Annotated in this window: 19 protein-coding genes and 1 riboswitch; of the genes, 4 read left to right on the forward strand and 15 right to left on the reverse strand. The window is 72.0% G+C overall.

Going from position 1 to position 24,907, the window contains the following annotated elements:
* Nucleotides 1-2: 2 nt before the first annotated feature.
* Nucleotides 3-2,942, reverse strand: a complete 2,940-nt coding sequence (locus ACZ4FH_RS26615; RefSeq protein WP_467307924.1) for a bifunctional acetate--CoA ligase family protein/GNAT family N-acetyltransferase — start codon at nt 2,940-2,942, stop codon at nt 3-5.
* 173 nt (nt 2,943-3,115) lie between these two features.
* On the opposite strand from ACZ4FH_RS26615, the gene ACZ4FH_RS26620 reads away from it, so the two are divergent.
* Nucleotides 3,116-3,397 carry an HPr family phosphocarrier protein gene (locus tag ACZ4FH_RS26620; protein ID WP_467307926.1) on the forward strand — a complete coding sequence of 94 codons (282 nt, stop codon included), beginning with the start codon at nt 3,116-3,118 and terminating at the stop codon, nt 3,395-3,397.
* Between the two features lie 218 nt (nt 3,398-3,615).
* Here ACZ4FH_RS26620 and ACZ4FH_RS26625 read toward each other — a convergent pair whose 3' ends face one another.
* The 4 genes from ACZ4FH_RS26625 to ACZ4FH_RS26640 all read right to left on the reverse strand — a co-directional run bounded on the left by ACZ4FH_RS26625 (nt 3,616) and on the right by ACZ4FH_RS26640 (nt 8,549).
* Nucleotides 3,616-4,302, reverse strand: coding sequence for a GntR family transcriptional regulator (locus tag ACZ4FH_RS26625; RefSeq protein WP_467307928.1), 687 nt, complete (start codon nt 4,300-4,302; stop codon nt 3,616-3,618).
* A 211-nt stretch (nt 4,303-4,513) separates the two neighbouring features.
* Nucleotides 4,514-5,359 (reverse strand): M23 family metallopeptidase, encoded by an 846-nt coding sequence (locus ACZ4FH_RS26630; protein WP_467307929.1) that lies wholly within the window; start codon nt 5,357-5,359, stop codon nt 4,514-4,516.
* Between the two features lie 13 nt (nt 5,360-5,372).
* Nucleotides 5,373-5,541: riboswitch (cyclic di-AMP (ydaO/yuaA leader) on the reverse strand.
* Between the two features lie 237 nt (nt 5,542-5,778).
* Complete coding sequence (locus ACZ4FH_RS26635; RefSeq protein ID WP_467307930.1) at nt 5,779-7,161, reverse strand: M16 family metallopeptidase; 1,383 nt, start codon at nt 7,159-7,161, stop codon at nt 5,779-5,781.
* Nucleotides 7,162-7,187: 26 nt separating this feature from the next.
* The gene (locus ACZ4FH_RS26640; RefSeq protein WP_467307931.1) at nt 7,188-8,549 is read right to left on the reverse strand and encodes a M16 family metallopeptidase; all 1,362 of its coding nucleotides are present in this window, start codon (nt 8,547-8,549) and stop codon (nt 7,188-7,190) included.
* Between the two features lie 267 nt (nt 8,550-8,816).
* Between ACZ4FH_RS26640 and ACZ4FH_RS26645 the strand changes: the two genes are divergently transcribed.
* Complete coding sequence (locus ACZ4FH_RS26645; RefSeq protein ID WP_467307932.1) at nt 8,817-11,267, forward strand: DNA gyrase/topoisomerase IV subunit A; 2,451 nt, start codon at nt 8,817-8,819, stop codon at nt 11,265-11,267.
* Nucleotides 11,268-11,292: 25 nt separating this feature from the next.
* On the opposite strand, the gene ACZ4FH_RS26650 is transcribed toward ACZ4FH_RS26645, so the two are convergent.
* Both ACZ4FH_RS26650 and ACZ4FH_RS26655 read right to left on the reverse strand, forming a co-directional pair.
* Complete coding sequence (locus tag ACZ4FH_RS26650) at nt 11,293-12,390, reverse strand: CobW family GTP-binding protein (RefSeq protein ID WP_467307934.1); 1,098 nt, start codon at nt 12,388-12,390, stop codon at nt 11,293-11,295.
* 24 nt (nt 12,391-12,414) lie between these two features.
* Nucleotides 12,415-13,575, reverse strand: coding sequence for a citrate synthase/methylcitrate synthase (locus tag ACZ4FH_RS26655; RefSeq protein WP_467307935.1), 1,161 nt, complete (start codon nt 13,573-13,575; stop codon nt 12,415-12,417).
* A 151-nt stretch (nt 13,576-13,726) separates the two neighbouring features.
* Between ACZ4FH_RS26655 and ACZ4FH_RS26660 the strand changes: the two genes are divergently transcribed.
* Nucleotides 13,727-15,067: a citrate/2-methylcitrate synthase gene (locus tag ACZ4FH_RS26660; protein ID WP_467307937.1), complete on the forward strand. Its 1,341-nt coding sequence runs from the start codon at nt 13,727-13,729 to the stop codon at nt 15,065-15,067.
* A 29-nt stretch (nt 15,068-15,096) separates the two neighbouring features.
* On the opposite strand, the gene ACZ4FH_RS26665 is transcribed toward ACZ4FH_RS26660, so the two are convergent.
* The 7 genes from ACZ4FH_RS26665 to ACZ4FH_RS26695 form a co-directional block, all read right to left on the reverse strand.
* Nucleotides 15,097-16,116, reverse strand: a complete 1,020-nt coding sequence (locus ACZ4FH_RS26665; protein WP_467307938.1) for a LacI family DNA-binding transcriptional regulator — start codon at nt 16,114-16,116, stop codon at nt 15,097-15,099.
* 273 nt (nt 16,117-16,389) lie between these two features.
* Nucleotides 16,390-17,982, reverse strand: a complete 1,593-nt coding sequence (locus ACZ4FH_RS26670; RefSeq protein ID WP_467307940.1) for a solute symporter family protein — start codon at nt 17,980-17,982, stop codon at nt 16,390-16,392.
* On the reverse strand, nt 17,979-18,455 hold the full coding sequence (locus ACZ4FH_RS26675; protein WP_467307941.1) for a DUF485 domain-containing protein: 477 nt from the start codon (nt 18,453-18,455) through the stop codon (nt 17,979-17,981). The genes ACZ4FH_RS26670 and ACZ4FH_RS26675 overlap by 4 nt, the downstream gene beginning before the upstream one ends.
* A gap of 98 nt (nt 18,456-18,553) precedes the next feature.
* On the reverse strand, nt 18,554-19,231 hold the full coding sequence (locus ACZ4FH_RS26680) for a response regulator (protein WP_467307943.1): 678 nt from the start codon (nt 19,229-19,231) through the stop codon (nt 18,554-18,556).
* Entirely contained in the window at nt 19,228-20,391 is a 1,164-nt protein-coding gene (locus ACZ4FH_RS26685) for a sensor histidine kinase (protein ID WP_467307945.1), read from the reverse strand. Before ACZ4FH_RS26685 ends, ACZ4FH_RS26680 begins: the two co-directional genes overlap by 4 nt.
* Nucleotides 20,388-20,906: a DUF1453 domain-containing protein gene (locus ACZ4FH_RS26690; RefSeq protein WP_467307946.1), complete on the reverse strand. Its 519-nt coding sequence runs from the start codon at nt 20,904-20,906 to the stop codon at nt 20,388-20,390. Before ACZ4FH_RS26690 ends, ACZ4FH_RS26685 begins: the two co-directional genes overlap by 4 nt.
* 208 nt (nt 20,907-21,114) lie before the next feature.
* Complete coding sequence (locus ACZ4FH_RS26695; protein WP_467307948.1) at nt 21,115-23,235, reverse strand: DNA gyrase/topoisomerase IV subunit B; 2,121 nt, start codon at nt 23,233-23,235, stop codon at nt 21,115-21,117.
* Nucleotides 23,236-23,669: 434 nt separating this feature from the next.
* Here ACZ4FH_RS26695 and ACZ4FH_RS26700 point away from each other — a divergent pair, with 434 nt between their 5' ends.
* Complete coding sequence (locus ACZ4FH_RS26700; protein ID WP_018105354.1) at nt 23,670-23,900, forward strand: DUF7455 domain-containing protein; 231 nt, start codon at nt 23,670-23,672, stop codon at nt 23,898-23,900.
* Nucleotides 23,901-24,003: 103 nt separating this feature from the next.
* On the opposite strand, the gene ACZ4FH_RS26705 is transcribed toward ACZ4FH_RS26700, so the two are convergent.
* Nucleotides 24,004-24,834 carry a S1 family peptidase gene (locus tag ACZ4FH_RS26705; RefSeq protein WP_467307949.1) on the reverse strand — a complete coding sequence of 277 codons (831 nt, stop codon included), beginning with the start codon at nt 24,832-24,834 and terminating at the stop codon, nt 24,004-24,006.
* Between the last annotated feature and the right edge of the window lie 73 nt (nt 24,835-24,907).

Genomic DNA, 24,907 nt, shown 5'->3' on the forward strand with positions numbered 1-24,907 from the left:
TGTCAGTAGTTGGAGAGCCTGCGCGGGCCCAGATCGGTACGGGGCGGCGGAGGGGAGAGCCGGACGCTCGCGCCGAGGACGGTGAGGCCGTGCGGGGCGACGACGACCGGCTCCAGCGCGACGGAGACGACCTCGGGGTGCTCGTCGACCAGTCGGGAGACCCGCAGCAGCAGTTCCTCCAGCGCGGCGGTGTCCACCGGGGCGGAACCGCGCCAGCCGAAGAGGACGGGGGCGGCCCGGATGGACCGGATCAGCTCGGCGGCGTCGCGGTCGGTGGCGGGGACCAGCCGGTGCGCGGTGTCGCCGAGGAGTTCGGACGGGGCGCCCGCCAGACCGAACGAGAGGACGGCGCCGGCGGCCGGGTCGATGGTGGCGCGGACGACCGTGTCCACACCGCGCGGGGCCATGGACTGGACGACCGGACGCAGTTCGGCGGGGGTGCCGAGCAGATCGGTCAGCTCGCCGTACGCCCTGCGCAGCGCGGTCTCGCCCGCGAGGTCGAGGCGGACCCCGCCGAGGTCGGCGCGGTGGCGCAGATGGGGGGCGGTGGTCTTCAGCGCCACCGGGTAGCCGAGCCGGGCCGCCGCGGCGACCGCCTCCTCGGGGCCGGGCGCGGGCAGCGTCGGCCGGACGGTGATGCCGTAGCAGGCCAGGAGCGCGCGGGCCTCGTCGTGGTCCAGCGGCTTGCCCCGGGGGTCGGGGTCCTGGCCCAGCAGGGTGTCGATGAGCGCGGCGGCGGCCGGTTCGTCGATGGTGTCGTCGAGGAATTCGGGCACCTTGCCCGGCAGGGCCGCCTGCCGCCGCCACTGCGCGTACCGCACGGCCTCCGCGAGCGCCCGCACCGCCCGCTCGGCGGCGGGGTACGCGGGGATCCGGCCGGCGGCCCGGGGCGTTCCGGCGGCGGCCCCGGGGTCGGCGGCCGTCGCGGACGCGGGGGCGGCGGGTGCGGAGGCCGCCGTCGCGGAGGCGGCGGGTGCGGCGCCGGCCGGCGTCGCGGCGCGGGTCGTCGTGTCCGTGCCGGTCGCGGGCGCCGGGCGCGGGGCGGCGGGCTGGGGGCGCTGCTGGGCGACCGTGCTGGTCGCGGCGGCCAGGGCCTCCGCCAGACCGCCGATCTCCACGTGCACCACGGCGACCGGCTTCGCCGGACCCGCGGCGGCCGCCGCGTGCAGGGCGGTCGCCAGCACCTCCCCGTCGCCGGACTCCGCCTCCCCGTCCTCGCCCACCCACGGGATCGCCGTCACCACGACCGCGTCGCAGCCGCCGTCGGCCAGGGCCGCCGACAGCGCGTCGCGGAAGTCCTGCGGCGTCGCCGCCGTGGTGAGGTCGACGGGCGGCCGGGGACGCAGCCCCTCCGCCAGGCAGGCGTCGTACGTGAGGAGCCCGAGCGACTCCGAGTTGCCGAGGATGGCGACGCGCCCGCCCGCGGGGAGCGGCTGGTCGGCCAGGAGCAGCCCGGCGTCGACCATCTCCGTGACCGTGTCGACGCGGATCACGCCGGCCTGCCGCATCAGCGCGGAGACCGTGGCGTCCGGGATCCGGCTGACCGGGACGGCGTGGCCGGGCGGGGTGGAGCCGCTGTGCCGGGCGCCCTTGACCACGACGACGGGCTTCACGGCGGCGGTCCGCCGGGCGAGGCGGGTGAACTTGCGGGGGTTGCCGAGCGATTCCAGGTACAGCAGGGCGACGTCGGTGTCCGGGTCCTCGTACCAGTACTGCAGGAAGTCGTTGCCCGAGATGTCGGCCCGGTTGCCGGCCGAGATGAAGGTGGAGAGCCCCGCGCCGCGCCGGTAGAGACCGGACAGCAGGGCGATGCCGATCGCGCCGGACTGGGTGAACAGGCCGATGCGGCCGGACGCGGGCCGCTCGGGTGCGAGGGAGGCGTTGAGCCGGACGGCCTCGGAGTTGTTGATGATGCCGAAGGCGTTGGGGCCGATGATCCGCATGCCGTACGAACGGGCCTGGCGCACCAGTTCGCGCTGGCGCTCGCGGCCCTCGGCGCCCCACTCGGCGTATCCGGCGGAGAGGACGACGAGGCCCTGGACGCCGTGCTCGCCGCAGTCGGCGACGGCTTCGGGGACGCGGTCGGCGGGGACGGCGACCACCGCGAGGTCGACCGGTTCGCCGATCTCGCCGAGGGAGCGGTGGGCGGGCACGCCGTCGAGGCTGTCCTGGCCGGGGGCGAAGGCGTGGTTCACGGCGTGGACGCGGCCGGTGAACCCGGCGGCCAGGAGGTTGCGCAGGACGGTGCGTCCGACGCCGCCCGGGTTGCGTCCGGCGCCGATGACGGCGACGGAGCCGGGGGCGAGGAGCCGCTGCACGGAGCGGGCCTCGGCGCGCTGTTCACGGGCGCGCTGCACGGCCAGGGACTCGGCGGTGGGTTCGAGGTCCAGGGTGAGGTGGACGGAGCCGTCCTCGAAGCTGCGTTGCTGGGTGTAGCCGGCGTCCCGGAACACCTTGATCATCTTGGTGTTGGCGGGCAGCACCTCGGCGGCGAAGCGCCGGATGCCGCGTTCGCGGGCGACGGCCGCGATGTGTTCGAGGAGGGTGGAGGCGACTCCGCGGCCCTGGTGCGCGTCCTGGACGAGGAAGGCCACCTCGGCCTCGTCGGCGGGGGCGGAGGCGGGGCGTCCGGTCGCGTCGATCCGGTCGTAGCGGACGGTGGCGATGAACTCGCCGCCCACCGTGACCGCGAGGCCCACCCGGTCGACGTAGTCGTGATGGGTGAAGCGGTGGACGTCCTTGGCGGAGAGCCGGGGGTAGGGCGCGAAGAACCGGTAGTACTTCGACTCGTCGGAGACCTGCTCGTAGAAGCTGACCAGCCGCTCGGCGTCGTCCGTGGTGATGGGCCTGATCCGGGCGGTGCCACCGTCGCGGAGCACCACGTCCGCCTCCCAGTGATCGGGGTAGGCGTGATGCGGACTCTGCTCCGGAGAGGGCTGCATGGGCAAAGCCTACGGCGCCGCCACCGGTCGCGTGGGGCACGGGGCCGGGGCAGTCTGGGGTGGCCGGGCGGCGGTGGCGCACCCGCGAGGGCGCGCGGCGCGGTCCGGCCGGAGCACCGCGCACTGCATGAGAGACTGGTCTAGACAACTATTGATTCGTGAAGGGCAGAACCATGGCTGAGCGCCGCGTCAACGTCGGTTGGGCCGAGGGCCTGCACGCCCGCCCCGCTTCCATCTTCGTCCGTGCCGCCACGGCCTCCGGCGTCCCCGTGACGATCGCCAAGGCCGACGGCAACCCGGTCAACGCCGCCTCGATGCTCGCCGTGCTCGGCCTCGGCGCGCAGGGCGGCGAGGAGATCGTCCTGGCGTCCGACGCGGAGAACGCCGACGCCGCTCTGGACCGCCTCTCCAAGCTGGTCGCCGAGGGCCTGGACGAGCTCCCCGAGACCGTCTGACCCGGACCGGCCGCACCCGCCGGAGCACTCCGCGCCGAAACCGCGCCACCCCCCGACCGGGGCGGCGCGGTTTTCGCTTTCCGGGGCGCCGCGTCACCGCCGGACGAATCGGCGACGACCTTCGGCACGAATAACGGCACCCCTGGAAAGAAAACCGAATTCAGGGCAGCAGAAAAGGCCCCCTCGAATTCCGCTCCTCTTTGTATACGGCGCCTTCATTACGAACGGCCGCTCGGGGTGTGTACGGGATGTTGCGCATTCCTCACCTTCCCCGCGGGGGCGGAACGGCGCAGCCGGTGCGCGGCCCCGGCCCGCTCGGCCTGCTGGGCGGTGAGGGCCCTGGCCCGTTCGGCGTCGCCGCGCGCCACGGCGTCCACGATGGCCCCGTACTCGGCCCAGACGTCGCCCGGCCGGGACGGCGGGTCGGCCGTGTACATCCAGGCGATCTTGTGGCGGAGCTGGGTGAGCAGAGCGATGAGGCCCGGACTGCCGGAGGCCTGGGCGAGCGTCTCGTGGAACCAGGCGCCCAGGGACCGCAGATCCTCGCCCTCGCCGCGCCTGGCCCGCTCCTGACCGAGCCTGACCAGGCCCCGGAGCACCTTCAGATGCGCCTCGGTGCGGCGCCGCGCGGCACGGGCCGCCCCCAGCGGCTCCAGCAGCGTCCGCATCTCCAGGAGGTCGACGGCCTCCTGCTCGGTGGGTTCGGCGACACAGGCTCCGGCATGTCTGCGGGTGACCACGAACCCCTCGGACTCCAGGGTGCGCAGCGCCTCGCGCACCGGCACGCGGGAGACCCCGTACCGTCGCGCCAGCACCTCCTCGGTGAGCCGGCTGCCGCGTTCGAAGACACCCGACACAATGTCTTCACGAATGGCCGTGCATACCGAATGCGCTGGAATACGCATGTCCGAACCCCCGCCCTCGTCCCCGCGGATCGCGGCCGATCGACACCTGTCCCGTGACTCTATTGCAATGCGGACGCATTTCCGATGCCGGGCGTTCATTCATGAATATCTTTTGGCCCCGGGACGAGTCGCGCGCGGGTGTCCCATGCCTCCCCCGGACACGCCGAAGGCCCCGGCGGTGCGTGCCGGGGCCTTCGGGGCGTCGCGGGTCTCAGAGGGAGACGCCGTGGGCGCGGAGGTAGGCGATCGGGTCCGTGTCGGAGCCGTACGAGGGCGTGGTGCGCGCCTCGAAGTGGAGATGAGGACCGGTCGAGTTGCCGGTGGAGCCGGAGAGTCCGATCCGCTGCCCGGCGGCGACGCTCTGGCCGACGGACACACCGATCGAGGACAGGTGGCCGTACTGGGTGTACGTGCCGTCCGTCATCCGCAGCACGATGTTGTTGCCGTACGCCCCGCCCCAGCCGGCCTCGACGACCGTGCCGGCGCCGACGGCGACGACGGAGCTGCCGGAGGCGGCGTGGAAGTCGATGCCGGAGTGGCTGCCGGAGGACCAGAGGGAACCGCTCGACTTGTAGCCGGTGGAGACGTACGTCCCGGCGACGGGGAGCCGGTACGCGCCGAGGCGGGCGCGCTCGGCGGAACGGGCGGCGCGGGCGGCGCTCTCGCGGGCCTCCTCGGCGTCGGCGGCGCGGGCCTCGGCGGCGGCGCGGGCCTTCCTCTTCGCCTCCGCCCGGAGCTCGGCCTTCTTCTTCGCCTCGGCCTTCTTCCTGGCGGCCGCCTCGGCCTTCGCCTTCTTCTTCGCGGCGGCGTCGGCCTGGTGCTGCTGCGCCTCGGCCTGGGCGCCGACGCGGTCGGCGAGGTCCTGCTCGATGGCGATGACCTGGGTGAGGCCGGTGTCGGCGGCGGACGGGGTCTCGGCGTCGGCGGCGACGGACGGGGAGGCCAGTGCGCCGACGACTCCGGTGGTGGCCAGGGTCGCGATGCCGACGGCCTTCGCACCGGCGCGGGTCAGACGGCCCGGGGCACGATGCTTCCCGGTGGCACGGGTGAACGCCATGGAGTGGCTGGTCCTTTCCTTCCTTCTCGCCTACCGGGTTAGCTGACGGGTTCGGAGCAGGAAGGTCTCCTACGGATGCCGTGACCCCGGTCCGGGGCATGGGCGTCCGATTCACCCCAGGGACTGCGTGGGTCCCCGGCTCCCCCGGCTCGCGCCTGAGGGGGACTCGGCGATGGCTGCCCGGTACGTCACGGATGCGGCATACGGGTGCGGACAGCGGAGCCGACGCTAAGCGGCGGCACGGAGGCGGACCAAACGGACAGCCGGATTTGTCGCACATCCCACAGGGCGAACAGCCACCTTCCACCCCAAAACAGACAAAAGGGATGGACCGCACGGAGTGTTCTCCGTGCGGTCCATCCCTCGGTCCCGTTCCCTCCGGACGCGTCCGTCGACGACGCGACCGGGCCGGCCGGCCCTCAGCCCGTGACGACCGACACCTCTCCGATGCCCAGGGCCCGGACGGGCTCGGCGATCTGCGAGGCGTCCCCCACCAGGACCGTGACGAGACGGTCCCCCGGGAACGCGTTCACGACGGCGGCGGTCGCCTCCACCGTGCCGGTCTCGGCGAGCCGGGCGTACAGCGTCGCCTGGTAGTCGTCCGGCAGATGCTGCTCGACCTGGTCGGCGAGGGTCCCGGCGACGGAGGCCGCCGTCTCGAACTTCAGCGGGGCGACCCCGACGAGGTTCTGCACGGCCGTCTCGCGCTCGGCGTCCGTCAGCCCCTCGGCGGCCAGCGTGCGCAGCACCTTCCACAGGTCGTCCAGCGCCGGACCGGTGGATTCCGTGTCGACCGAACCGCTGATGGCGAGCATCGAGGCACCCGTCGCCCCGGAGGCCGAGTCGGGGGCCGAGGAGCGCAGCACCTGGGCGAAGGCGCGCACGCCGTAGGTGTAGCCCTTCTCCTCGCGCAGCACCCGGTCGAGCCGGGAGGTCAGCGTGCCGCCGAGGCAGTAGGTGCCGAGCACCTGCGCGGGCCAGACGCTGTCGTGGCGGTCGGCGCCGATCCGGCCGATCAGCAGCTGCGTCTGCACCGCGCCCGGACGGTCCACGATCACCACGCGGCCGGTGTCGTCGGCGGTGATCGGCGGGGCCGGGCGGGGCTCGACGGTGTTGCCCGACCAGTCGCCGAGGGTGTCGGCGAGCAGCGCGTCCAGGTCGATGTCCGTCAGGTCACCGACGACCACGGCGGTGGCGGTGGACGGGCGGACATGGGCGTCGTAGAAGGCGCGCACGGCCGCGGAGTCGATCCGGGACACGGTCTCCTCGGTGCCCTGGCGCGGCCGGGACATCCGGGCCGTGGCCGGGAAGAGCTCCTTGGAGAGCTGCTTGGCGGCCCGCCGGGCGGGGTTCGCCTGCTCGTGCGGGATCTCGTCCAGGCGGTTGCCCACCAGGCGCTCGATCTCGCTGTCGGCGAAGGCTGGGGCGCGCAGCGCCTCGGCGACCAGCCCGAGCGCCTTGGGCAGCCGGGAGGCCGGGACCTCCAGGGAGACCCGGAGGCCGGGGTGGTCCGCGTGGGCGTCCAGGGTGGCGCCGCACCGCTCCAGCTCGGCCGCGAACTCCTCGGCGCTGCGCTTGTCGGTGCCCTCCGACAGGGCCCGCGCCATGATCGTGGCGACGCCGTCCAGGCCCGCGGGCTCGGCGTCCAGCGGGGCGTCGAGGAAGATCTCGACGGCGACGACCTGCTGTCCGGGGCGGTGGCAGCGCAGCACCGTGAGCCCGTTGGGCAGCGCGCCGCGCTCGGGGGCGGGGAAGGCCCAGGGCTTGGCCGCGCCCGGGGCGGGCTGCGGGTGGTACTGCATCGAAACTCCAGTCGCGGCAGCGTCGGTCACTGGTCCGCCCCCTCGTGCGCGTCGGTGTCGGTGTCGGCGTCCGCCTCGTCGGCCGGTTCGACCGGCTCGTAGACCAGGACCGCCCGGTTGTCGGGCCGCAGCTGGGCCCTGGCGGCCGCCTTGACCTCGTCGGCCGTGACGTCGAGGACCCGGTGCACGGCGGTCAGGGCGAGCTGGGGGTCGCCGAACAGCACCGCGTACCGGCACAGTTCGTCCGCGCGGCCCGCGACGGTGCCGAGGCGGTCCAGCCACTCGCGCTCCAACTGGGCCTGCGCACGTTCCATTTCCTCGGGGGTGGGGCCCTCCTCGGCGAACCGCGCCAGCTCCTCGTCGACCGCGGTCTCGATCTGCGCCACCTCGACGCCGCCGGACGTCTTGACGTCCAGCCAGCCGAGCGAGGGCGCGCCCGCGAGGCGCAGCAGCCCGAATCCGGCGGCGACGGCCGTCCGGTCGCGGCGGACCAGGCGGTTGTGCAGCCGGGACGACTCGCCGCCGCCGAGCACGGTCAGCGCGAGGTCCGCGGCGTCGCACTCCCGGGTGCCGTCGTGGGGCAGCCGGTAGGCGGCCATCAGGGCCCTCGCCGGGACCTCCTCGCGGACCTCCTCGCGCAGCTCGCCGCCGATGGTCTCGGGCAGCGCGCCGTCGCGCGGCGGCCGCTTGCCGTCGTGCGAGGGGATCGATCCGAAGTACTTCTCGATCCAGGCGAGGGTCTGCTCGGGGTCGATGTCGCCGACTACCGAGAGCACCGCGTTGTTCGGCGCGTAGTACGTACGGAAGAACGTCCGGGCGTCCTCCAGCGTCGCGGCGTCCAGGTCGGCCATCGAGCCGATCGGGGTGTGGTGGTACGGGTGGCCCTCCGGGTAGGCGAGGGCGGTCAGCCGCTCGAACGCGGTGCCGTACGGAACGTTGTCGTAGCGCTGGCGGCGCTCGTTCTTGACGACGTCGCGCTGGTTCTCCATGGACTCCTCGTCGAGCGCGGCGAGCAGCGAGCCCATTCGGTCGGCCTCGAGCCACAGGGCCAGCTCCAGCTGGTGCGCCGGCATCGTCTCGAAGTAGTTGGTGCGCTCGAAGCTCGTGGTTCCGTTGAGGGAGCCGCCGGCGCCCTGCACGAGTTCGAAGTGTCCGTTCCCCTTCACCTGTCCGGAGCCCTGGAACATCAGGTGCTCGAAGAGGTGAGCCAGTCCGGTGCGTCCCTCGACCTCGTGGCGCGAGCCGACGTCGTACCAGAGGCACACCGCGGCGACCGGGGTCAGATGGTCCTCGGAGAGCACCACGCGCAGGCCGTTGGCCAGACGGTGCTCGGTCGCTGTCAAGCCGCCGGAGCCGGCCTGGGCTGTGGCCGTGTGACCCATGGGCATGTACGTCCCTTCGATCGCGATACTGGTTTTACTGCGAGACCTGCCACTGTAAGCAAGCGCACCGACACCTGGCGAAGTTCCCGTACCGCGAAAGTTCGCGGGAAAGAGGGTCACCACCGCCTCGGGGCGGACGGAGAACGTGCTTTGGGACGGGTCGAGGTCCACGTTGTCAGTGGGGCGGTCCACAATGGTGCGCGTCAGAACCTGAGGAAACCCGAGGGAACCTGAGGTTGCCCGATCAGAATCCGTGAAGGAGTCGCAGCAGCGATGGCCCGCCGCAGCACGAAGACCCCGCCGCCGGACGACTTCGAGGAGAAGATCCTCGACATCGACGTCGTCGACGAAATGCAGGGCTCCTTCCTGGAGTACGCGTACTCGGTGATCTACTCCCGGGCCCTGCCGGATGCCCGCGACGGTCTGAAGCCGGTCCACCGCCGCATCGTCTACCAGATGAACGAGATGGGCCTGCGCCCCGAGCGCGGGTTCGTGAAGTGCGCCCGGGTGGTCGGCGAGGTCATGGGCAAGCTGCACCCGCACGGCGACGCGTCGATCTACGACGCGCTGGTGCGCATGGCGCAGCCCTTCTCCATGCGGCTCCCGCTGGTCGACGGCCACGGCAACTTCGGCTCGCTGGGCAACGACGACCCGCCCGCCGCCATGCGGTACACGGAATGCCGGATGGCCGACGCGACCTCGTTGATGACGGAGTCGATCGACGAGGAGACCGTCGCCTTCCAGTCGAACTACGACGGGCAGGAGCAGGAGCCGGTCGTCCTCCCGGCCGCGTATCCGAACCTGCTGGTCAACGGCACGACCGGGATCGCGGTCGGCATGGCGACCAATATGCCGCCGCACAATCTGGGCGAGGTCGTCGCGGCCGCCCGGCACCTGATCAGGCACCCGGGCGCCGACCTGGAGACCCTGATGCGGTTCGTCCCCGGGCCCGACCTGCCCACCGGCGGCCGGATCGTGGGCCTGGGCGGCATCAAGGACGCGTACGCCTCGGGCCGCGGCACGTTCAAGATCCGTGCCACCGCCTCCGTGGAGAACGTCACCCCCCGCCGCAAGGGCCTGGTCGTCACCGAACTGCCCTTCACCGTCGGCCCGGAGAAGGTGATCAGCAAGATCAAGGACCTGGTCGCGGCGAAGAAGCTCCAGGGCATCGCCGACGTCAAGGACCTCACCGACCGCGCGCACGGTCTGCGTCTGGTCATCGAGATCAAGAACGGCTTCGTGCCCGAGGCCGTCCTCGAACAGCTCTACAAGCTGACGCCGATGGAGGAGTCCTTCGGCATCAACAACGTGGCGCTGGTCGACGGACAGCCGCTCACGCTCGGCCTCAAGGAGCTCCTGGAGGTCTATCTCGACCACCGCTTCGACGTGGTGCGCCGGCGCAGCGAGTTCCGCCGGGGCAAGCGCCGCGACCGGCTGCACCTGGTCGAGGGCCTGCTCGTCGCGCTGCTCGACATCGACGAGGTCATCCGCCTCATCCGTTCCAGTGACAACTCGGCCCAGGCGAAGGAGCGGCTCATCGAGCGCTTCTCGCTGAGCGAGATCCAGACCCAGTACATCCTGGACACCCCGCTGCGCCGGCTGACCCGTTTCGACCGGATCGAGCTGGAGAGCGAGCGGGACCGGCTCAACACGGAGATCGAGGAGCTGACCGCGATCCTGGAGTCGGACTCCGAGCTGCGCAAGCTGGTCTCCTCGGAACTGGCGGCGGTCGCGAAGAAGTTCGGCACCGACCGGCGCACGGTGCTGCTGGAGTCGGCCGGCGCGCCGGTCGCCTCGGTACCGCTGGAGGTCGCGGACGACCCCTGCCGGGTGCTGCTGTCGTCGACGGGTCTGCTGGCGCGCACCGCCAACGACGACCCGATCGTGTTCGCCGAGGACGCCAAGCGGGCCAAGCACGATGTGATCGTGTCGGCCGTCCCGGCCACGGCGCGCGGCGACGTCGGGGTGGTGACGACCACCGGGCGGCTGCTGCGCCTGGCGGTCATCGATCTGCCGCAGCTGCCCGGCACGCACGCGGCGCCCGTCCTCTCCGGCGGGGCGATGGTCTCGGAGTTCCTCACGCTGGAGGCTGACGAGGAGGTCGTCTGCCTGACCACGCTCGACGAGTCGTCCCCGGGGCTGGCGATCGGCACGCTCCAGGGCGTCGTGAAGCGCGTCGTGCCCGATTACCCGGCCAACAAGGACGAGCTGGAGGTCATCGCCCTCAAGGACGGCGACCGCGTCGTCGGCGCGGCCGAGCTGCGGACGGGCGAGGAGGACCTGGTCTTCGTCACCTCGGACGCGCAGCTGCTGCGGTATCCGGCGGCGCAGGTCCGTCCGCAGGGCCGTCCGGCCGGCGGCATGGCGGGCGTCAAGCTCGCGGCCGACGCCGAGGTGCTGTCCTTCTCCGCGGTGGACCCGGCGGCGGACGCGATGGTGTTCACGGTCGCCGGATCGCACGGCACGCTGGACGATTCGGTGCTGACCTGCAAGCTCACCCCGTTCGACCAGTACCCGCGCAAGGGCCGGGCGACCGGTGGCGTGCGCTGCCAGCGGTTCCTGAAGGGCGAGGACGTGCTGGTGTTCGCCTGGGCGGGTGCCGCGCCGGCGCGCGCCGCGCAGAAGAACGGCGCGCCGTCCGAGCTGCCCGAGCCGGACCCGCGCCGCGACGGGTCGGGGACGCCGCTGGCGGCCCCGGTCGCGGTGGTCGCCGGTCCCGTGTAGTCCCCGGCCCGGCGGCGGTGGCGCGTCAGGCGTCGTCGTCGCCGGGCTGCTGCACGTAGCGCAGAACGCCCCACATGGCTCGCTCGTGTGCGGCGTCCCGCGTCGTTTCCGGGCCGGCCTCCCCCGCCGCCCGGCAGCTCTCCAGTTCCTTGCGCAGGGCGGACGCGTCGATGCCGGAGCCGATCAGGACGAGACGGGTGAGCCGGGGTTCGTCGCGGGCCCAGGGACGCGGGGCGAAGCGCAGGAACCGGCCCACGGCGTGCACCCCGTAGGCGTTGTCCCGGTCGCCGTCGCCGAAGTCGGCATGTCCCTTGATGCGGTAGAGGCCCTCGGGCCGGGAGTCCAGGAACTCCATCAGCGCACGCGGGTCCATGGGGACGTCGGCGGTGAAGTCGACGCTCTCGTACGCCGTGTGCAGATGGTCGCCGTGCGCCTCGCCGGTCTCCTCGGCCCGCTGTTCCAGGTACAGGTCCTCGAACGTGAGCTGCCGGGCCCTCTCCTCGACGTCGGGGCGCAGCGCCGGGTCGAAGAGCAGTTCCGGGTCGATCCTTCCGTGGACGGCGGGGACGACGGCCGCGGTGCTGCCGCTCGCCGCGACGGCCTCGCGCACCCGGGCCTGTTCGGCCTCGTCGGCGCGGTCCGTCTTGTTCAGCACGACGAGGTCGGCGACGGCGAGATGGCGGTCGATCTCGGGGTGCCGCTCCCGGGTGGCGGAGAACTCGGCGGCGTCCACGACCTCGACCAGTCCTCCGTACAGGATGTGCGGGTTGTCGCTGGCCAGGATCATCCGGACGAGTTCCTGGGGTTCCGCCAGCCCGCTCGCCTCGATGACGATCACATCGAGGCGGGCGGCGGGGCGGGTCAGGGTCTCCAGATAGGTGTCCAGTTCGCTCGCGTCGACCGCGCAGCACAGGCAGCCGCCGCCGAGCGAGACCGTCGAACCGACCTGTCCGGACACCGTCATGGCGTCGATCTCGATGGTGCCGAAATCATTGACGACGACGCCGATGCGGTTGCCCGCGCGGTGGTGCAGGAGGTGGTTGAGCAGGGTCGTCTTGCCCGATCCCAGGAATCCCGCGAGGACGATGACGGGGATCTGCCGGCTGCGGGAGGGGGACGACACGTTCGACGGGGCCTTTCCTGAGGGTCAGACGGTCGGGACCGTCTGCGGCGGGGGCGGGCCGACGTAACGGGCCGCCGGGCGGATGATCTTGGTGTCCTCCGCCTGCTCCAGGATATTGGCGCTCCAGCCGACGACCCGCGCCGCGCAGAAGGTCGGGGTGAACATCTCGCGCGGCAGCCCGCACAGCTCCATGACGACGCCGGCGTAGAACTCGACGTTGGTGTGCAGTTCGCGGCCGGGCTTCAGCTCGGCGAGGATCGCCTCGACCTGCCGTTCCACCTCGACGGCGAAGTCGACCAGCGGGCCGCCGAAGTCCTGGGCGAGGGAGCGCAGCATGCGGGAGCGGGGGTCCTCGGTGCGGTAGACGGGGTGCCCGAAGCCCATGATCCGGTCGCCGGCGAGCACCCGCTCGCGGATCCAGCCGTCGATGCGGTCGGGGGTGCCGATCGCGTCCAGGGTGTCGAGGGCGCGGCTGGGCGCTCCGCCGTGCAGCGGCCCGGAGAGCGCGCCCACGGCCGCGACCAGGCAGGCCGCGAGGTCAGCTCCGGTGGAGGCGACGACCCGTGCGGTGAACGTCGAGGCGTTGAAGCCGTGGTCGACGGTGGAGATCAGGTACTGCTCGACGGCCCGTACCCGGGCGGCGTCCGGGACCTCTCCGGTGAGCATGTAGAGGTAGTTGGCCGCGTACGGCAGGTCGTCGCGCGGCTCGACGGGGTCCAGGCCCCGGCCCAGGCGGTACAGGGCGGTCAGCACCGTGGGGACGGCGGCGCAGGCGGCGAGCGCGTCGTCGCGCCGGCGGTCCGCGTCGATGTCGTACACGGGCCGGAAGCCGGCCGAGGCGCCGAGCAGGGAGAGGGCCGTGCGCAGCCCGGAGAGGGGGCCGGATTCGGCGCTCGCCCGCGCTATGGCCGGCAGGGCGTCGCGCACCCCGGAGGGCAGCCGGCGCAGCGCGGCGGTACGGGCGGCGAAGCCGGCACGGGCCTCCGGTCCGGGCAGTTCGCCCTCGGTCATCAGGTACCAGACGTCCTCGAAGCTCCGGGTCTGCGCGAGTTCGATCGCCGAGTACTGCCGGTAGTGGTAGAAGCCCTCGCGGCCCCGGACATCGCCGAGTGCGGTGTCGGTGACGACGACACCGGCGAGGCCCCTGGGGGCTTCGAGCGGCGCGGGGGCGGTGGTGGTCGTCATTGCTTCCTCCAGGGGTGCCGTCGTCGCGCGGACCGCACCGGGAGAGTCCGGCGGAAAGATCCTGCGACGCCTGTTGACATTGATTCGACTGTCCATGCTTGACTGGAGATCTGTCAATGTTGATTGAATCAATATGGATACGGTGGGCGGCATGACGGATCAATCAGGGGCGGCCTCTTCGGCGGCCGGGCAGGACGGGCCCGGCCTGCGCAGACTCACCACGCGCGAGACGGCCGAACGCCTGGGCGTGAAGCCCGAGACGGTGTACGCGTACGTGAGCCGGGGTCAGCTCAGCAGCAACCGCGCGCCGGGCGGGCGCGGGAGCACGTTCGACGCGAGGGAGGTGGAGGCGCTCGCCCGACGGACGGGGCGCAGGGAGCACGCGGCCCCTTCCGGGGAGCCCGCCTTCCCCACCGGCATCACCCTCATCGAGCGCGACGCGTACTACTTCCGGGGCGTGGACGCGACGGAGCTGGCCCGGAACCACGCGTACGAGGAGATCGCCGAGTGGCTCTGGACCGGAACGCTGCGGCCGGGAATCCGGTTCACGGCACCGGCCGACGCACGCGCCGCGGCCCGCCGGGCGGTCGCCGCACTGCCCCCGCACAGCGGCTCCACGGACCGGCTGAGGGTGGCCGTGGTGGCGGCGGCCACCACGGATCCGCTGCGGTTCGACCTGTCGCGCGAAGCGGTGCTGGGCGGGGCCAGGAGCCTGATCCCGACCCTGGTCGCCGCGCTGCCCGCGCTCGGGGAGGAGGCCCCGACTGCGGACGCGGACGGCGTTCCACCGGGGCTGGCCCGGGAACTGTGGCCGAAACTGACCCGCCGTCCGGCCGACGAGGCGTCACTCGCCGTCCTGGACACCGCGCTCGGGCTGCTGATCGACCACGATCTGGCGGCGTCCACCCTGGCCGCCCGGGTCGCGGCCTCGGCCCGCGCCCATCCGTACGCGGTGGTCTCGGCGGGGCTCGGAGTCCTGGAAGGCCCCCTCCACGGCGCGGCGAGCGGACTGGCCCACCGCATGCTGGCCGAGGCGCTGGAACGGGGCGGCGCGGCCCCGGTGGTCGCGGACCATCTGCGGACGGGGCGGCGGGTGCCCGGTCTGGGGCACCGGCTCTACGCCGGTGAGGACCCTCGGGCCGGCACCCTGTTCCGCCTGCTCGAACGGGTCCCCGAGGCCGCGCTGGCCCTCGACGCCGCCCGGGACGTGGTCACCACGGCGACCCGCCACATGCCCCTGCACGCCAATGTCGACCTGGCGCTGGCCGTGCTCTCGGTCTCCTCGGGCATGGCCGCCGAGGCGGGCGAGACGGTGTTCGCCGTGGCCCGCACCGCGGGCTGGATCGCCCATGCCCTGGAGGAGTACGGGGAGCATCCGCTGCGGATGCGGCCGAGCGGGCAGTACACCGGCCCGCGCCCGCCCCAGCCGCTCCCCTCCGCGGACGGCCCAGGGAGCGCAGGTCCGGACCGGACGGAAACATCTCCGCAATAGACGGCGTCGTTGACGCAAATAAGCAACGGTCAGCGGGAAGTGTTGCGCGGGGGCTGGGCCGTCGAACCCCGGACCACCAGTTCGGGCTCGAAGAGCAGTTCGTCGGAGGGCACCTTGCGGCCCCCGATCTGGACGGAGAGCAGTTCGACGGCCGCCCGGCCCATGGCCTCGATGGGCTGGCGGACGGTGGTGAGCGGCGGCTCGGTGCAGTTCATGAACGCCGAGTCGTCGTAGCCCACGACGGAGACGTCGGCGGGCACCGAGAGGCCCCGCCGGCGGGCCGCGCGCACGGCGCCGAGGGCCAGCGGGTCGCTGGCGCAGATGATTCCGGTGACGCCGTCGTCCATCAGCCGGGCGGCGGCCGCCTGCCCGCCCTCCAGCGAGAACATGGCCCTGGCCACCCAGGCGTCCGGCACCGACCGCCCGGACTCCTCGGCGAGCACCCGGGCGGCGGCCAGCTTGCGCTGCGAGGGCATGTGGTCGGAGGGGCCGAGCACCAGGCCGATGCGCTCGTGGCCCAGCGAGACGAGATGGCGCCAGGCCTGCTCGATGGCGACGGAGTCGTCGCAGGAGACACAGGGGAAGCCGAGGTGGGCAATGGCCGCGTTGATCAGGACGACGGGGATCTTGCGGTCGGCGAGCACCTTGTAGTGGTCGTGCGGGGCGTCGGCCTGGGCGTACAGACCACCGGCGAAGACCACGCCCGACACCTGCTGCTGGAGGAGCAGTTCGACGTAGTCCGCCTCGGAGACGCCGCCCTTGGTCTGGGTGCACAGGACGGGGGTCAGCCCCTGCTGCGCGAGCGCGCCGCCGACCACTTCGGCGAAGGCGGGGAAGATCGGGTTCTGCAGTTCGGGCAGGACGAGGCCGACCAGCCGGGCCCGCTCCCCTCGCAGCTGGGTCGGGCGCTCGTAGCCGAGAACGTCCAGCGCGGACAGGACGGCCTGTCGCGTGGCGTCGGACACCCCTGGCTTGCCGTTGAGCACCCGGCTGACCGTGGCCTCGCTGACTCCAACCTTCTGGGCAACCTGAGCAAGTCGTCGCGTCATGAACGCAAGATTAGCGCAAGAAGCGCAAGAAGATTGCGTGGAGTGGGAAACAAGACGATTCTCGGAACGCATCGGAATGCGTTCCGCCGTTCCCCTGCCGTACGCCCTGTCCTGCCCTGCCGGAGCACCGCACCCTCCGGACCTCCGAGCGCGTCCTCGAACTCCGTCGCCCGGCCGGTGACGCTCTCTCGCGGTCACCGTACTCGCCACCGGCCTCCCCGCGGCACCCCTCGGCCGCACCCCGCGCGACGGCAGGCTCCGACGCCGACGCGGTCACACCGCCCCGGCGCCGGTGAGCGCCCGCACCTCGGTCTCCGCGTGCCTGGCCTCGTTGGGCGGTTCGTCCGAGGTGACGGTACCGATCCAGCCGGCCAGGAAGCCCAGCGGGATCGAGACCAGACCGGGGTTCTCCAACGGGAAGAGCTGGAAGTCCACTCCGGGGAAGAGCGCGGTGGGGCTGCCGGAGACGACCGGCGAGACCAGCACCAGCACCACGGCGGGGATCAGGCCGCCGTACACCGACCAGACCGCACCCCGCGTGGTGAACTTCCGCCAGAACAGCGAGAAGAGCAGCACCGGCAGATTGGCCGAGGCCGCGACGGCGAAGGCCAGGCCGACCAGGAACGCGACGTTCAGGTTCTGCGCGACGAGCCCCAGACCGATGGCGGCCACCCCGATCCCGGCGGCGGCGATCCGGGCGACCGCGACCTCGCTGTACTGCCGGGAACCGGGCCGCCGCAGCGAGGCGTAGAGGTCGTGGGCGACGGAGGCGGAGGAGGCGAGGGTGATCCCGGCGACGACGGCAAGGATCGTCGCGAAGGCCACGGCCGCGACCACGGCGAACAGGATGGTCCCGCCGGTCGATCCCTCACCGCCGCCGAGCACCAGGGCGAGCAGCGGAACGGCCGTGTTCCCCGCGGCGTTGGACTCCCGCACGTTCGCCGTACCCACCAGGGCCGCCGCCCCGAAGCCGAGCACGATCGTCATCAGATAGAAGCTGCCGATGAGGCCGATGGACCATACGACCGAACGGCGCGCGGCCCGCGCGGTGGGAACCGTGTAGAAGCGCGACAGGATGTGCGGCAGCCCCGCCGTACCGAGCACCAGCGCCAGCCCGAGGCTGATGAAGTCGAAGCGGGCCGTCCAGCTCCCGCCGTACCGCAGACCCGGCGCGAGGAAGTCCTTCCCGTATCCGCTGCTGTCGGCCGCCGAGTTCAGCAGTTCGTTGATGTTGCCGTGGAAGTGCACCAGGACCAGCACCGTGAGCACCACGGTGCCCGCCATCAGCAGGACGGCCTTGACGATCTGGATCCAGGTGGTGGCGCGCATCCCGCCGAGGGACACGTAGACCACCATCAGCGCCCCCACGCCGATGACCGTCCACGACCGTGCGGCGCCGCTCGTACCGCCCATGAGCAGCGCCACGAGGCTCCCCGCGCCCACCATCTGCGCCACCAGGTAGAGCACGGAGACGGTGACCGACGAGGTACCGGCGGCGATGCGCACCGGCCGCTCGGTCATCCGCGCCGCCACCACGTCGGCGAGCGTGAACCGCCCGCAGTTGCGCACGAGTTCGGCCACGAGCAGGAGCACGACCAGCCAGGCGACGAGGAATCCGACCGAGTAGAGCATCCCGTCGTACCCGAAGAGCGCGATCAGCCCGGAGATCCCGAGGAACGAAGCGGCCGACATGTAGTCGCCGGCGATGGCGAAACCGTTCTCCATCGGGGAGAACAGCCGGCCGCCCGCGTAGAACTCCTCCGCCGAGCCGTGGCGGCTGCGGCTCACCCAGGTGGTGATGCCGAGGGTCACCGCGATGAATGCGCTGAACAGCAGCAGCGCCAGGGTCTGGTGGTTCCCGCTCAACGCCCGATCCCCCGCGTCATCTCCTGGGTGTCCCAGCGCAGATCGAGCGCCGCCCGGTCCCTGCGCAGCCGCGCGTGCCGCGCGTACGCCCCCGTGAGCAGGAACGTGGTCAGGAACTGTCCGAGCCCGACGACCATCGCCACATTGACCGCTCCGGCGACCGGCCGGTCCATCAGTCCCGGCGCGGTCACCGCCGTGACGACATAGGCCAGATACCAGACGAGGAAGGCGAGAGTGGCGGGAACCACGAACCGCCGGTACCGCCGGCGCACCTCCTGGAAGGCCTCGCTGCGCTGCACCTCCAGATAGATCTCCGCCGCGCTGGGGGTGCGCCGCGGGGCGGCGGGCGAGGGCACCCGGGCGGGCTCGGCGTCTCCCGCTCCCTCCGGCTCCCCCCATCCGGAGGCCGTCGCGTCGTACCACGGGTCGTCGAGGCGCGTCCCCGCGGCCTCGCGCCCTGCTTCCTTGTCCACCGAACAACTCCCCTGATCCACGGACCACTTCGGCCGCGTACCCAAGAATGGGCAGATCGGGAAGATCTCGGGCACGTCATTCCCCGGACTTCACCTCTTCAGGTGAAGGATCTTCCGGGTGGCCGTGCGAGCCCTCGAACATACGCGTACCGCACGGCCTGGGCCCGGTCCCGCAGCCCTGCCTTCGCGAACAGGTTGTTGATGTGGCTCTTCACCGTCGCCTGCGAGATGTGGAGGCTCCGGGCGATCTCCGCGTTGGACAGGCCCTCGGCGATCAGCGCCAGCACCTCGGCCTCACGCGGCGTCATCCCGTCCGGCGGCTCCGGATCCCCGCCGCGCTCGACGGGCAGGGGCTCCGCGGTGACCTGCTCCAGCAGCCGTCGCTGAATGGTGGGCGAGAGCCCCACCTCCCCCGAGACCACCGCCTCGATGGCCCGGACGATCTCGTCTCCCCCGGCGTCCTTGGTCAGATAGCCGCGGGCCCCCGCCCTGAGCGCAGGGAAGAGCGAGTCGTCGTCCGCGAACGTCGTGAGCACCACCACCTGCGTCCCGGGGAACTCCGCGCGGATCCGCCGCGTCGCCTCCACCCCGTCGCAACGGGGCATCCGCAGGTCCATCAGCACCACGTCCGGCGCGTGCTCGGCGACGAGGGCCACCGCCTCGTCCCCGTCCTTCGCCGATCCGACCACCTCGATCCCGGGCAGCAGGCCCAGCAGCATGACAATGCCCTCACGGACCACCGACTGATCGTCGGCGACCACCACCCGCGCACTCACGCGGGCACCCGCAGACTCACCACGAACCCCTCCTCGCCGGGTCCCGCGTCCAGCGTCCCGCCCAGCAGTTCGGCACGCTCCCGCATCCCCAGCAGACCGTAGCCGGAGCCACTGACAGCCAGCTCTCCCGCCGTGCCTCCCCCGCCCTCGTCGCAGACCTCCAGGGCGACCGTGTCGGGCCGGTACTCCAGTCTGATCACGACCCTGGCGCCGGGGGCGTGCTTGCGTACGTTGGTCATCGCCTCCTGCGCCACGCGTCTGACCGCCTGCGAGGCCTCGGCCGTCAGCGTGCGCGGCTCCCCCTCCACCCGGACCTCGACCGGCTCCGCGGCCACCAGCTGCCGCAGGAAGTCCTCCACGGGCGACACCTCCCCGCGCAGCGCGGAGAGCGCCTGACGGGTCTCCGCGAGCCCTTCCCGGGCCATGGAACGGGCCGCGACCACCCGCTCCAGAACCAGGTCCCGGAACTCCCCCGCCGGTTCCCTCTCGATCAGCAGCCGCGCCGCCTCCAGGTGCACGAGCTGGGCGGAGAGGCTGTGCGCGAGCACATCGTGGATCTCCCGGGCGATCCTCGACCGCTCGTCCAGCGCGGCCGTCCGGGCCTCCGCCGCGAGCGCCGCCCGCTCCTGGGCCAGGAGCCGCTGCGCGGCCCCCCGCGCCTCGGCGTCCAGGCGCAGCACGTAGCCCGCGAGGCAGAGCCCGACGGTGGTGGCCGCGGTGGACGGCCAGTCATCGGTGTTGACCACGGCGTAGGCCCCCAGCGCCACCGCGGTGGCGGGCAGCCCCGCCGCGAACGGCAGCCGTTCCAGGGCGGTGACCGCACAGGCGCACCAGAGCACGGTCGCCGGCACCCCGGCCCCCGCCTGCTGCGCCCCGAGAGCGGCGAGCATGAGGAGGGCCAGCAGGCCCAGCGAGGGCCACAGGCGGTGCTCCAGACTGGTCCGGAAGAACGCCACGGCGACAGCCGCGCACCCGGCCACCCCGACCAGGCCGACGAGGATCTCGAAGGGGCCGAACCGGCCGCCCGTGAAGGTCCCCCAGAGCATCAGGACGAGCAGCCCCAGCCTCACCACCCAGCCGATCACGGTCCGGGAGCGGGTACGCGACTCGCGGGCGAGGGCCTCTCTCGACGGCCAGCCCGTCCAGGCAGCGGATGTCACAGGCGGTCCTTCCCCACCGGCTGCCGGGGCGAAGTGCCCCCGGCAGAGACACCGTACGGCTCCTCGGGGGCGGCCCGTCGGGTCAGAAGGCCCTCTCGCACCAGCAGGGTGACCGCGAGAGCCGCCATCAGGGCGGGACCGCCCTGATGTATGCCCAGTGCCGCCGCAAGCCCGTACAGAGCCGCACGGAGGACCAGGCCGCCCGCCCAGACGTAGACGGTCGCTCTGGTGCCCCTGCTCCACAGCGTTCCGTCCTGGGCCCGCCAGACGCGCGTGGTCCACGCCCAGCCGGCGCCCGTGACCGAGCCCACGGCCAGCTCCGCGCCGAGGACGGCGACAGCCGATGCCTCGTGGTGCACGTCGAGGAGGTCCGGCTCGCGCAGCGCCAGCACGAGCAGCACGCCCGGCAGGACCCATCGGCGCCGGTCGCCGGAGAGCGGCCGGGCGGAGAACCGGCGGACCACGACGACGGCCACCACCGCGACGATCACCACGGCGTTGACGAGCCCGGACATGGGCGCCTCCGGATTGCGAGGAAGTTCGGTGACTTCGACGCTACGGAAAGTCGCCGGCCGCGTGATCGGCCCACGGGTGGATCACGGGTGGAGCCGTTGTCTCCACCCGTGGGTGGAGACAACGGCTCCTGGTGCCGGTCCGGACCGGCTGGGCGCCTGCCCGGGGCCGAGCCGGACGGCGAAGCGCCCGGACCGCCCCCGCGGTGTCTCAGACGTCGATGCGCGAACGGTCCAGCGTGGCCGCGGAGCTGGTGATGAACTCCTTGCGGGGCGCCACCTCGTTGCCCATCAGCAGATCGAAGACCTTCTCGGACGATTCGAGATCGCCGATGTTGATGCGCCGCAGGGTGCGGTGGCGCGGGTCCATCGTCGTCTCGGCCAGCTGGTCGGCGTCCATCTCGCCCAGGCCCTTGTAGCGCTGGATCGAGTCCTTGTACCGGACGTTCTTCCGCTGGAGCTCCAGCAGTCGCTGGCGCAGCTCGTTGTCCGAGTACGTGTAGATGTACTTGTCCTGGCCCTTCTTCGGCTGGACCAGCTCGATCCGGTGCAGCGGGGGCACCGCGGCGAAGACCCGGCCCGCCTCGACCATCGGCCGCATGTACCGCTGGAACAGGGTCAGCAGCAGGATGCGGATGTGGGCGCCGTCGACATCGGCGTCGACCAGCAGCACGATCTTTCCGTAGCGCGCCGCGTCGATGTCGAAGGTCCGGCCGGATCCGGCTCCTATGACCTGGATGATCGCCCCGCACTCGGCGTTCTTCAGCATGTCGGAGACGGATGCCTTCTGAACGTTGAGGATCTTGCCCCGGATCGGCAGCAGAGCCTGGAACTCACTGTTCCGCGCGAGCTTGGCGGTGCCGAGCGCGGAGTCGCCCTCGACGATGAACAGCTCGCTGCGCTCGACGTCGTCGCTGCGGCAGTCGGCCAGCTTCGCGGGCAGCGAGGAGGACTCCAGGGCCGTCTTGCGGCGCTGGGCGTCCTTGTGCTGCCGGGCGGCGATGCGGGTGCGTGCCGCCGCCACGGCCTTGTCGAGAACAGCCCTGGCCTGCGCCTTGGCGTCCCGCTTGGTGGAGGTCAGGAACGCCTTGAGCTCCTTGGCCACGACATTGGCGACGATCCGGTTGGCCGCCGAGGTGCCGAGGACCTCCTTCGTCTGGCCCTCGAACTGCGGCTCGGCCAGGCGGACGGTGACGACCGCGGTGAGACCTTCGAGGGCGTCGTCCTTGACGATGTCGTCCTCGGCGACCCGGAGGAGCTTCGCGGAGCGCAGCACCTCGTTGACGGTCTTGGTCACGGAGCGCTCGAAGCCGGTGACGTGCGTGCCGCCCTTGGGGGTGGCGATGATGTTGACGAAGGACTTCACCGTGGTGTCGTAGCCGGTGCCCCAGCGCATCGCGATGTCGACGGCCAGTTCCCGCGTGACCTCGGTCGGCGTCATGTGGCCGCGGTCGTCGAGGACCGGCACGGTCTCCTTGAACGTGCCCTGCCCGGTCAGGCGCAGGACGTCGCAGACGGCCTTGTCCTGGGCGAGGTACTCGCAGAACTCGCTGATGCCCCCGTCGAAGCGGAAGGTCTCCTCGGTCTTGCCCTCGCCGTCCAGGCCGCGCTCGTCGCGCACGACGATGGTCAGGCCGGGGACGAGGAAGGCCGTCTGGCGGGCCCGCTGGTGGAGCGTCTCCAGGTTGAGCTTGGCGTCCTTGAGGAAGATCTGGCGGTCGGCCCAGTAGCGGACGCGGGTGCCGGTGCGGGTCTTCGGCACCCGCTTGCCCTTGCGCAGACCGTTGGCCGGGTCGAAGGGGCTGTCGGGCCCCTGCTCGGTGAAGATGCCGGGGACACCGCGCCGGAAGCTGATCGAGTGGACCGCGCTGTTGCGGTCGACCTCGACGTCGAGACGGGCGGAGAGGGCGTTGACGACGGAGGCGCCGACGCCGTGCAGACCGCCGGAGGCGGCGTAGGAGCCGCCACCGAACTTGCCGCCCGCGTGCAGCTTGGTCATGACGACCTCGACGCCGGAGAGACCGGTCTTGGGCTCCACGTCGATCGGGATGCCCCGCCCGTTGTCCCGGACCTCGACGGAGTTGTCGTCGTGGAGGATGACCTCGATGTGGTCGCAGTACCCGCCGAGGGCCTCGTCGACCGAGTTGTCGATGATCTCCCAGAGGCAGTGCATGAGGCCGCGGCTGTCCGTGGACCCGATGTACATGCCGGGGCGCTTGCGAACCGCTTCGAGCCCCTCGAGTACGAGCAGATGCCGCGCGGTGTAGTTGGAACCGTCTCGGTCTGCTCCGGTCAGCAGCGCAGTGGACGGCACGGACGTATCGGCGGTCACGCGGTTCGCTCCTCGCTGAATTTCAAATGGGGCCCAGTGGGTAACGGGCTCGGCTTCGGTCGCCGCTGAGAGGGTACCGAGGCCTGGTAGAGCGGTTGCAACGCCACCCTCGGAGAACCCTCACAGTAGTCCAGCCTCGCATACACGTTCGATCCCTCCTTGGAGTGACGTGCACATCACGTTCCCTTCCAGGCATGAACCATTTAGGCTCCGGGCACGTCCTCATGAACAAACCGGCACGCCAGCCGGCGGGACCGACCCACCCCAGCAACGCGAAACCGTAGCGCTACGCAATACGGCACATTCGCCGCGAACCGGCAACAGACAGCCATCCTGAGAAGAAGTTTCGAAGAAATGCCACGAGCGGGAACGTTTTCGGCCTGGTTGGATGTTGACCCTGGTACGACAGCTCGTCGAGCTAGAGAAGAGGCGACGTGACTACTGTTCTGACCCCCGCGAGCCCGCTGACCGCAGCAGACCGCTGTGACCGTTGCGGCGCCCAGGCATACCTGCGCGTCGTCCTGATCAGCGGCGGTGAACTGCTCTTCTGCGCCCACCACGGTCGCAAGTTCGAGCCGGAACTCAAGAAGATCGCCGCGGAAATACAGGATGAGACCGACCGGCTGACGGCCGTCCAGGCCCAAGCCGCCGAAGAGGAACACTGACACCTCGCATCCACGACGAGCCAGGGACCGGTTCCTTACCGGCCGACGGGCGGCTCCCCTTCAAGGGGAGCCGCCCGTTCTCGTATGCGCGGGGCCGCCGCCGTCAGGCGGCACCCTTCATCCACTCGAGGGCGGCGGAGATCCGGGTGTAGACCCCCGGGCTGCCCGCCCGACCGCAGCCGTTCCCCCACGACACCAGCCCCACGAGCCGCCCCTGGGCCACCAGAGGGCCTCCGCTGTCCCCCTGGCAGGCGTCGTACCCGCCCTGGGGTTCGCCGGCGCAGAGCATCGACGAGGCCTCGTACGTGCCCGTCCTGCCGCCGGGATAGGCCCGCTCGCAGGAACTGTCCGGCAGCACGGTCACGTCGGCGGAGCGCAGCGACGACGCGTAGTCACCGTTGCCGGTCGTGTCACCCCATCCGTAGACGACGGCCGCCGTCCCGGACGCGTACGCGGGGTCGCCGGCCTTCGCCGGCCGGATCACGTTCTGCTCGGGCAGCGCCTCGGCGAGCGTGAGCACGGCGACGTCCCCGCTGTTCGTGGAGGCGTCGAACCCCGGGTTGACCCAGGTCCCGCTCACGGCGATCTCCTTGCCGCCCGTACCGTTCAGTTCGTCCCGGCCCGCAATGACCCGCAGATCGGGGACCTGTGCGACATCGCCGCCCAGCGCCTCACGGCTCAGGCAGTGGGCCGCCGTCAGCACCTTCTTCGGCTCGACGAGGACGCCGCCGCAGAACTGACCGGCACGGGTACCTCCGAACCGGTCACGGCTGGCGAGTGCCACCACCCACGGACTGTCCTTCACATGGGCGGGCCGGCCGCCGATGATGATGCTGTCCGCGACCGCCGGGGCAGGGGACGCGAGGGGTATCACCGCCGTTGCGGCAGTGAGGGCGAGTGCCCCGGTCACGGCGCGGACGACTGTACGGAACATGCGTACTCCCGACTCTGTGATGGTCTGTGCCTACCCAGAGTCATTCCGTCGACCCCAACCCGCACCCGCGACA

It is taken from the genome of Streptomyces sp. NPDC024555, assembly GCF_055559335.1.

Excerpts from the sequence above, each read along its gene's own strand:
- ACZ4FH_RS26630 (WP_467307929.1), bottom strand. The coding sequence starts at position 5,359 with ATGGCGTTCACCCGTGCCACCGGGAAGCATCGTGCCCCGGGCCGTCTG.
- ACZ4FH_RS26665 (WP_467307938.1), bottom strand. The coding sequence starts at position 16,116 with ATGACGCGACGACTTGCTCAGGTTGCCCAGAAGGTTGGAGTCAGCGAG.
- ACZ4FH_RS26625 (WP_467307928.1), bottom strand. The coding sequence starts at position 4,302 with ATGCGTATTCCAGCGCATTCGGTATGCACGGCCATTCGTGAAGACATT.
- ACZ4FH_RS26655 (WP_467307935.1), bottom strand. The coding sequence starts at position 13,575 with ATGACGACCACCACCGCCCCCGCGCCGCTCGAAGCCCCCAGGGGCCTC.
- ACZ4FH_RS26615 (WP_467307924.1), bottom strand. The coding sequence starts at position 2,942 with ATGCAGCCCTCTCCGGAGCAGAGTCCGCATCACGCCTACCCCGATCAC.
- ACZ4FH_RS26645 (WP_467307932.1), top strand. The coding sequence starts at position 8,817 with ATGGCCCGCCGCAGCACGAAGACCCCGCCGCCGGACGACTTCGAGGAG.
- ACZ4FH_RS26705 (WP_467307949.1), bottom strand. The coding sequence starts at position 24,834 with ATGTTCCGTACAGTCGTCCGCGCCGTGACCGGGGCACTCGCCCTCACT.
- ACZ4FH_RS26640 (WP_467307931.1), bottom strand. The coding sequence starts at position 8,549 with ATGCCCATGGGTCACACGGCCACAGCCCAGGCCGGCTCCGGCGGCTTG.
- ACZ4FH_RS26620 (WP_467307926.1), top strand. The coding sequence starts at position 3,116 with ATGGCTGAGCGCCGCGTCAACGTCGGTTGGGCCGAGGGCCTGCACGCC.
- ACZ4FH_RS26660 (WP_467307937.1), top strand. The coding sequence starts at position 13,727 with ATGACGGATCAATCAGGGGCGGCCTCTTCGGCGGCCGGGCAGGACGGG.
- ACZ4FH_RS26635 (WP_467307930.1), bottom strand. The coding sequence starts at position 7,161 with ATGCAGTACCACCCGCAGCCCGCCCCGGGCGCGGCCAAGCCCTGGGCC.
- ACZ4FH_RS26690 (WP_467307946.1), bottom strand. The coding sequence starts at position 20,906 with ATGTCCGGGCTCGTCAACGCCGTGGTGATCGTCGCGGTGGTGGCCGTC.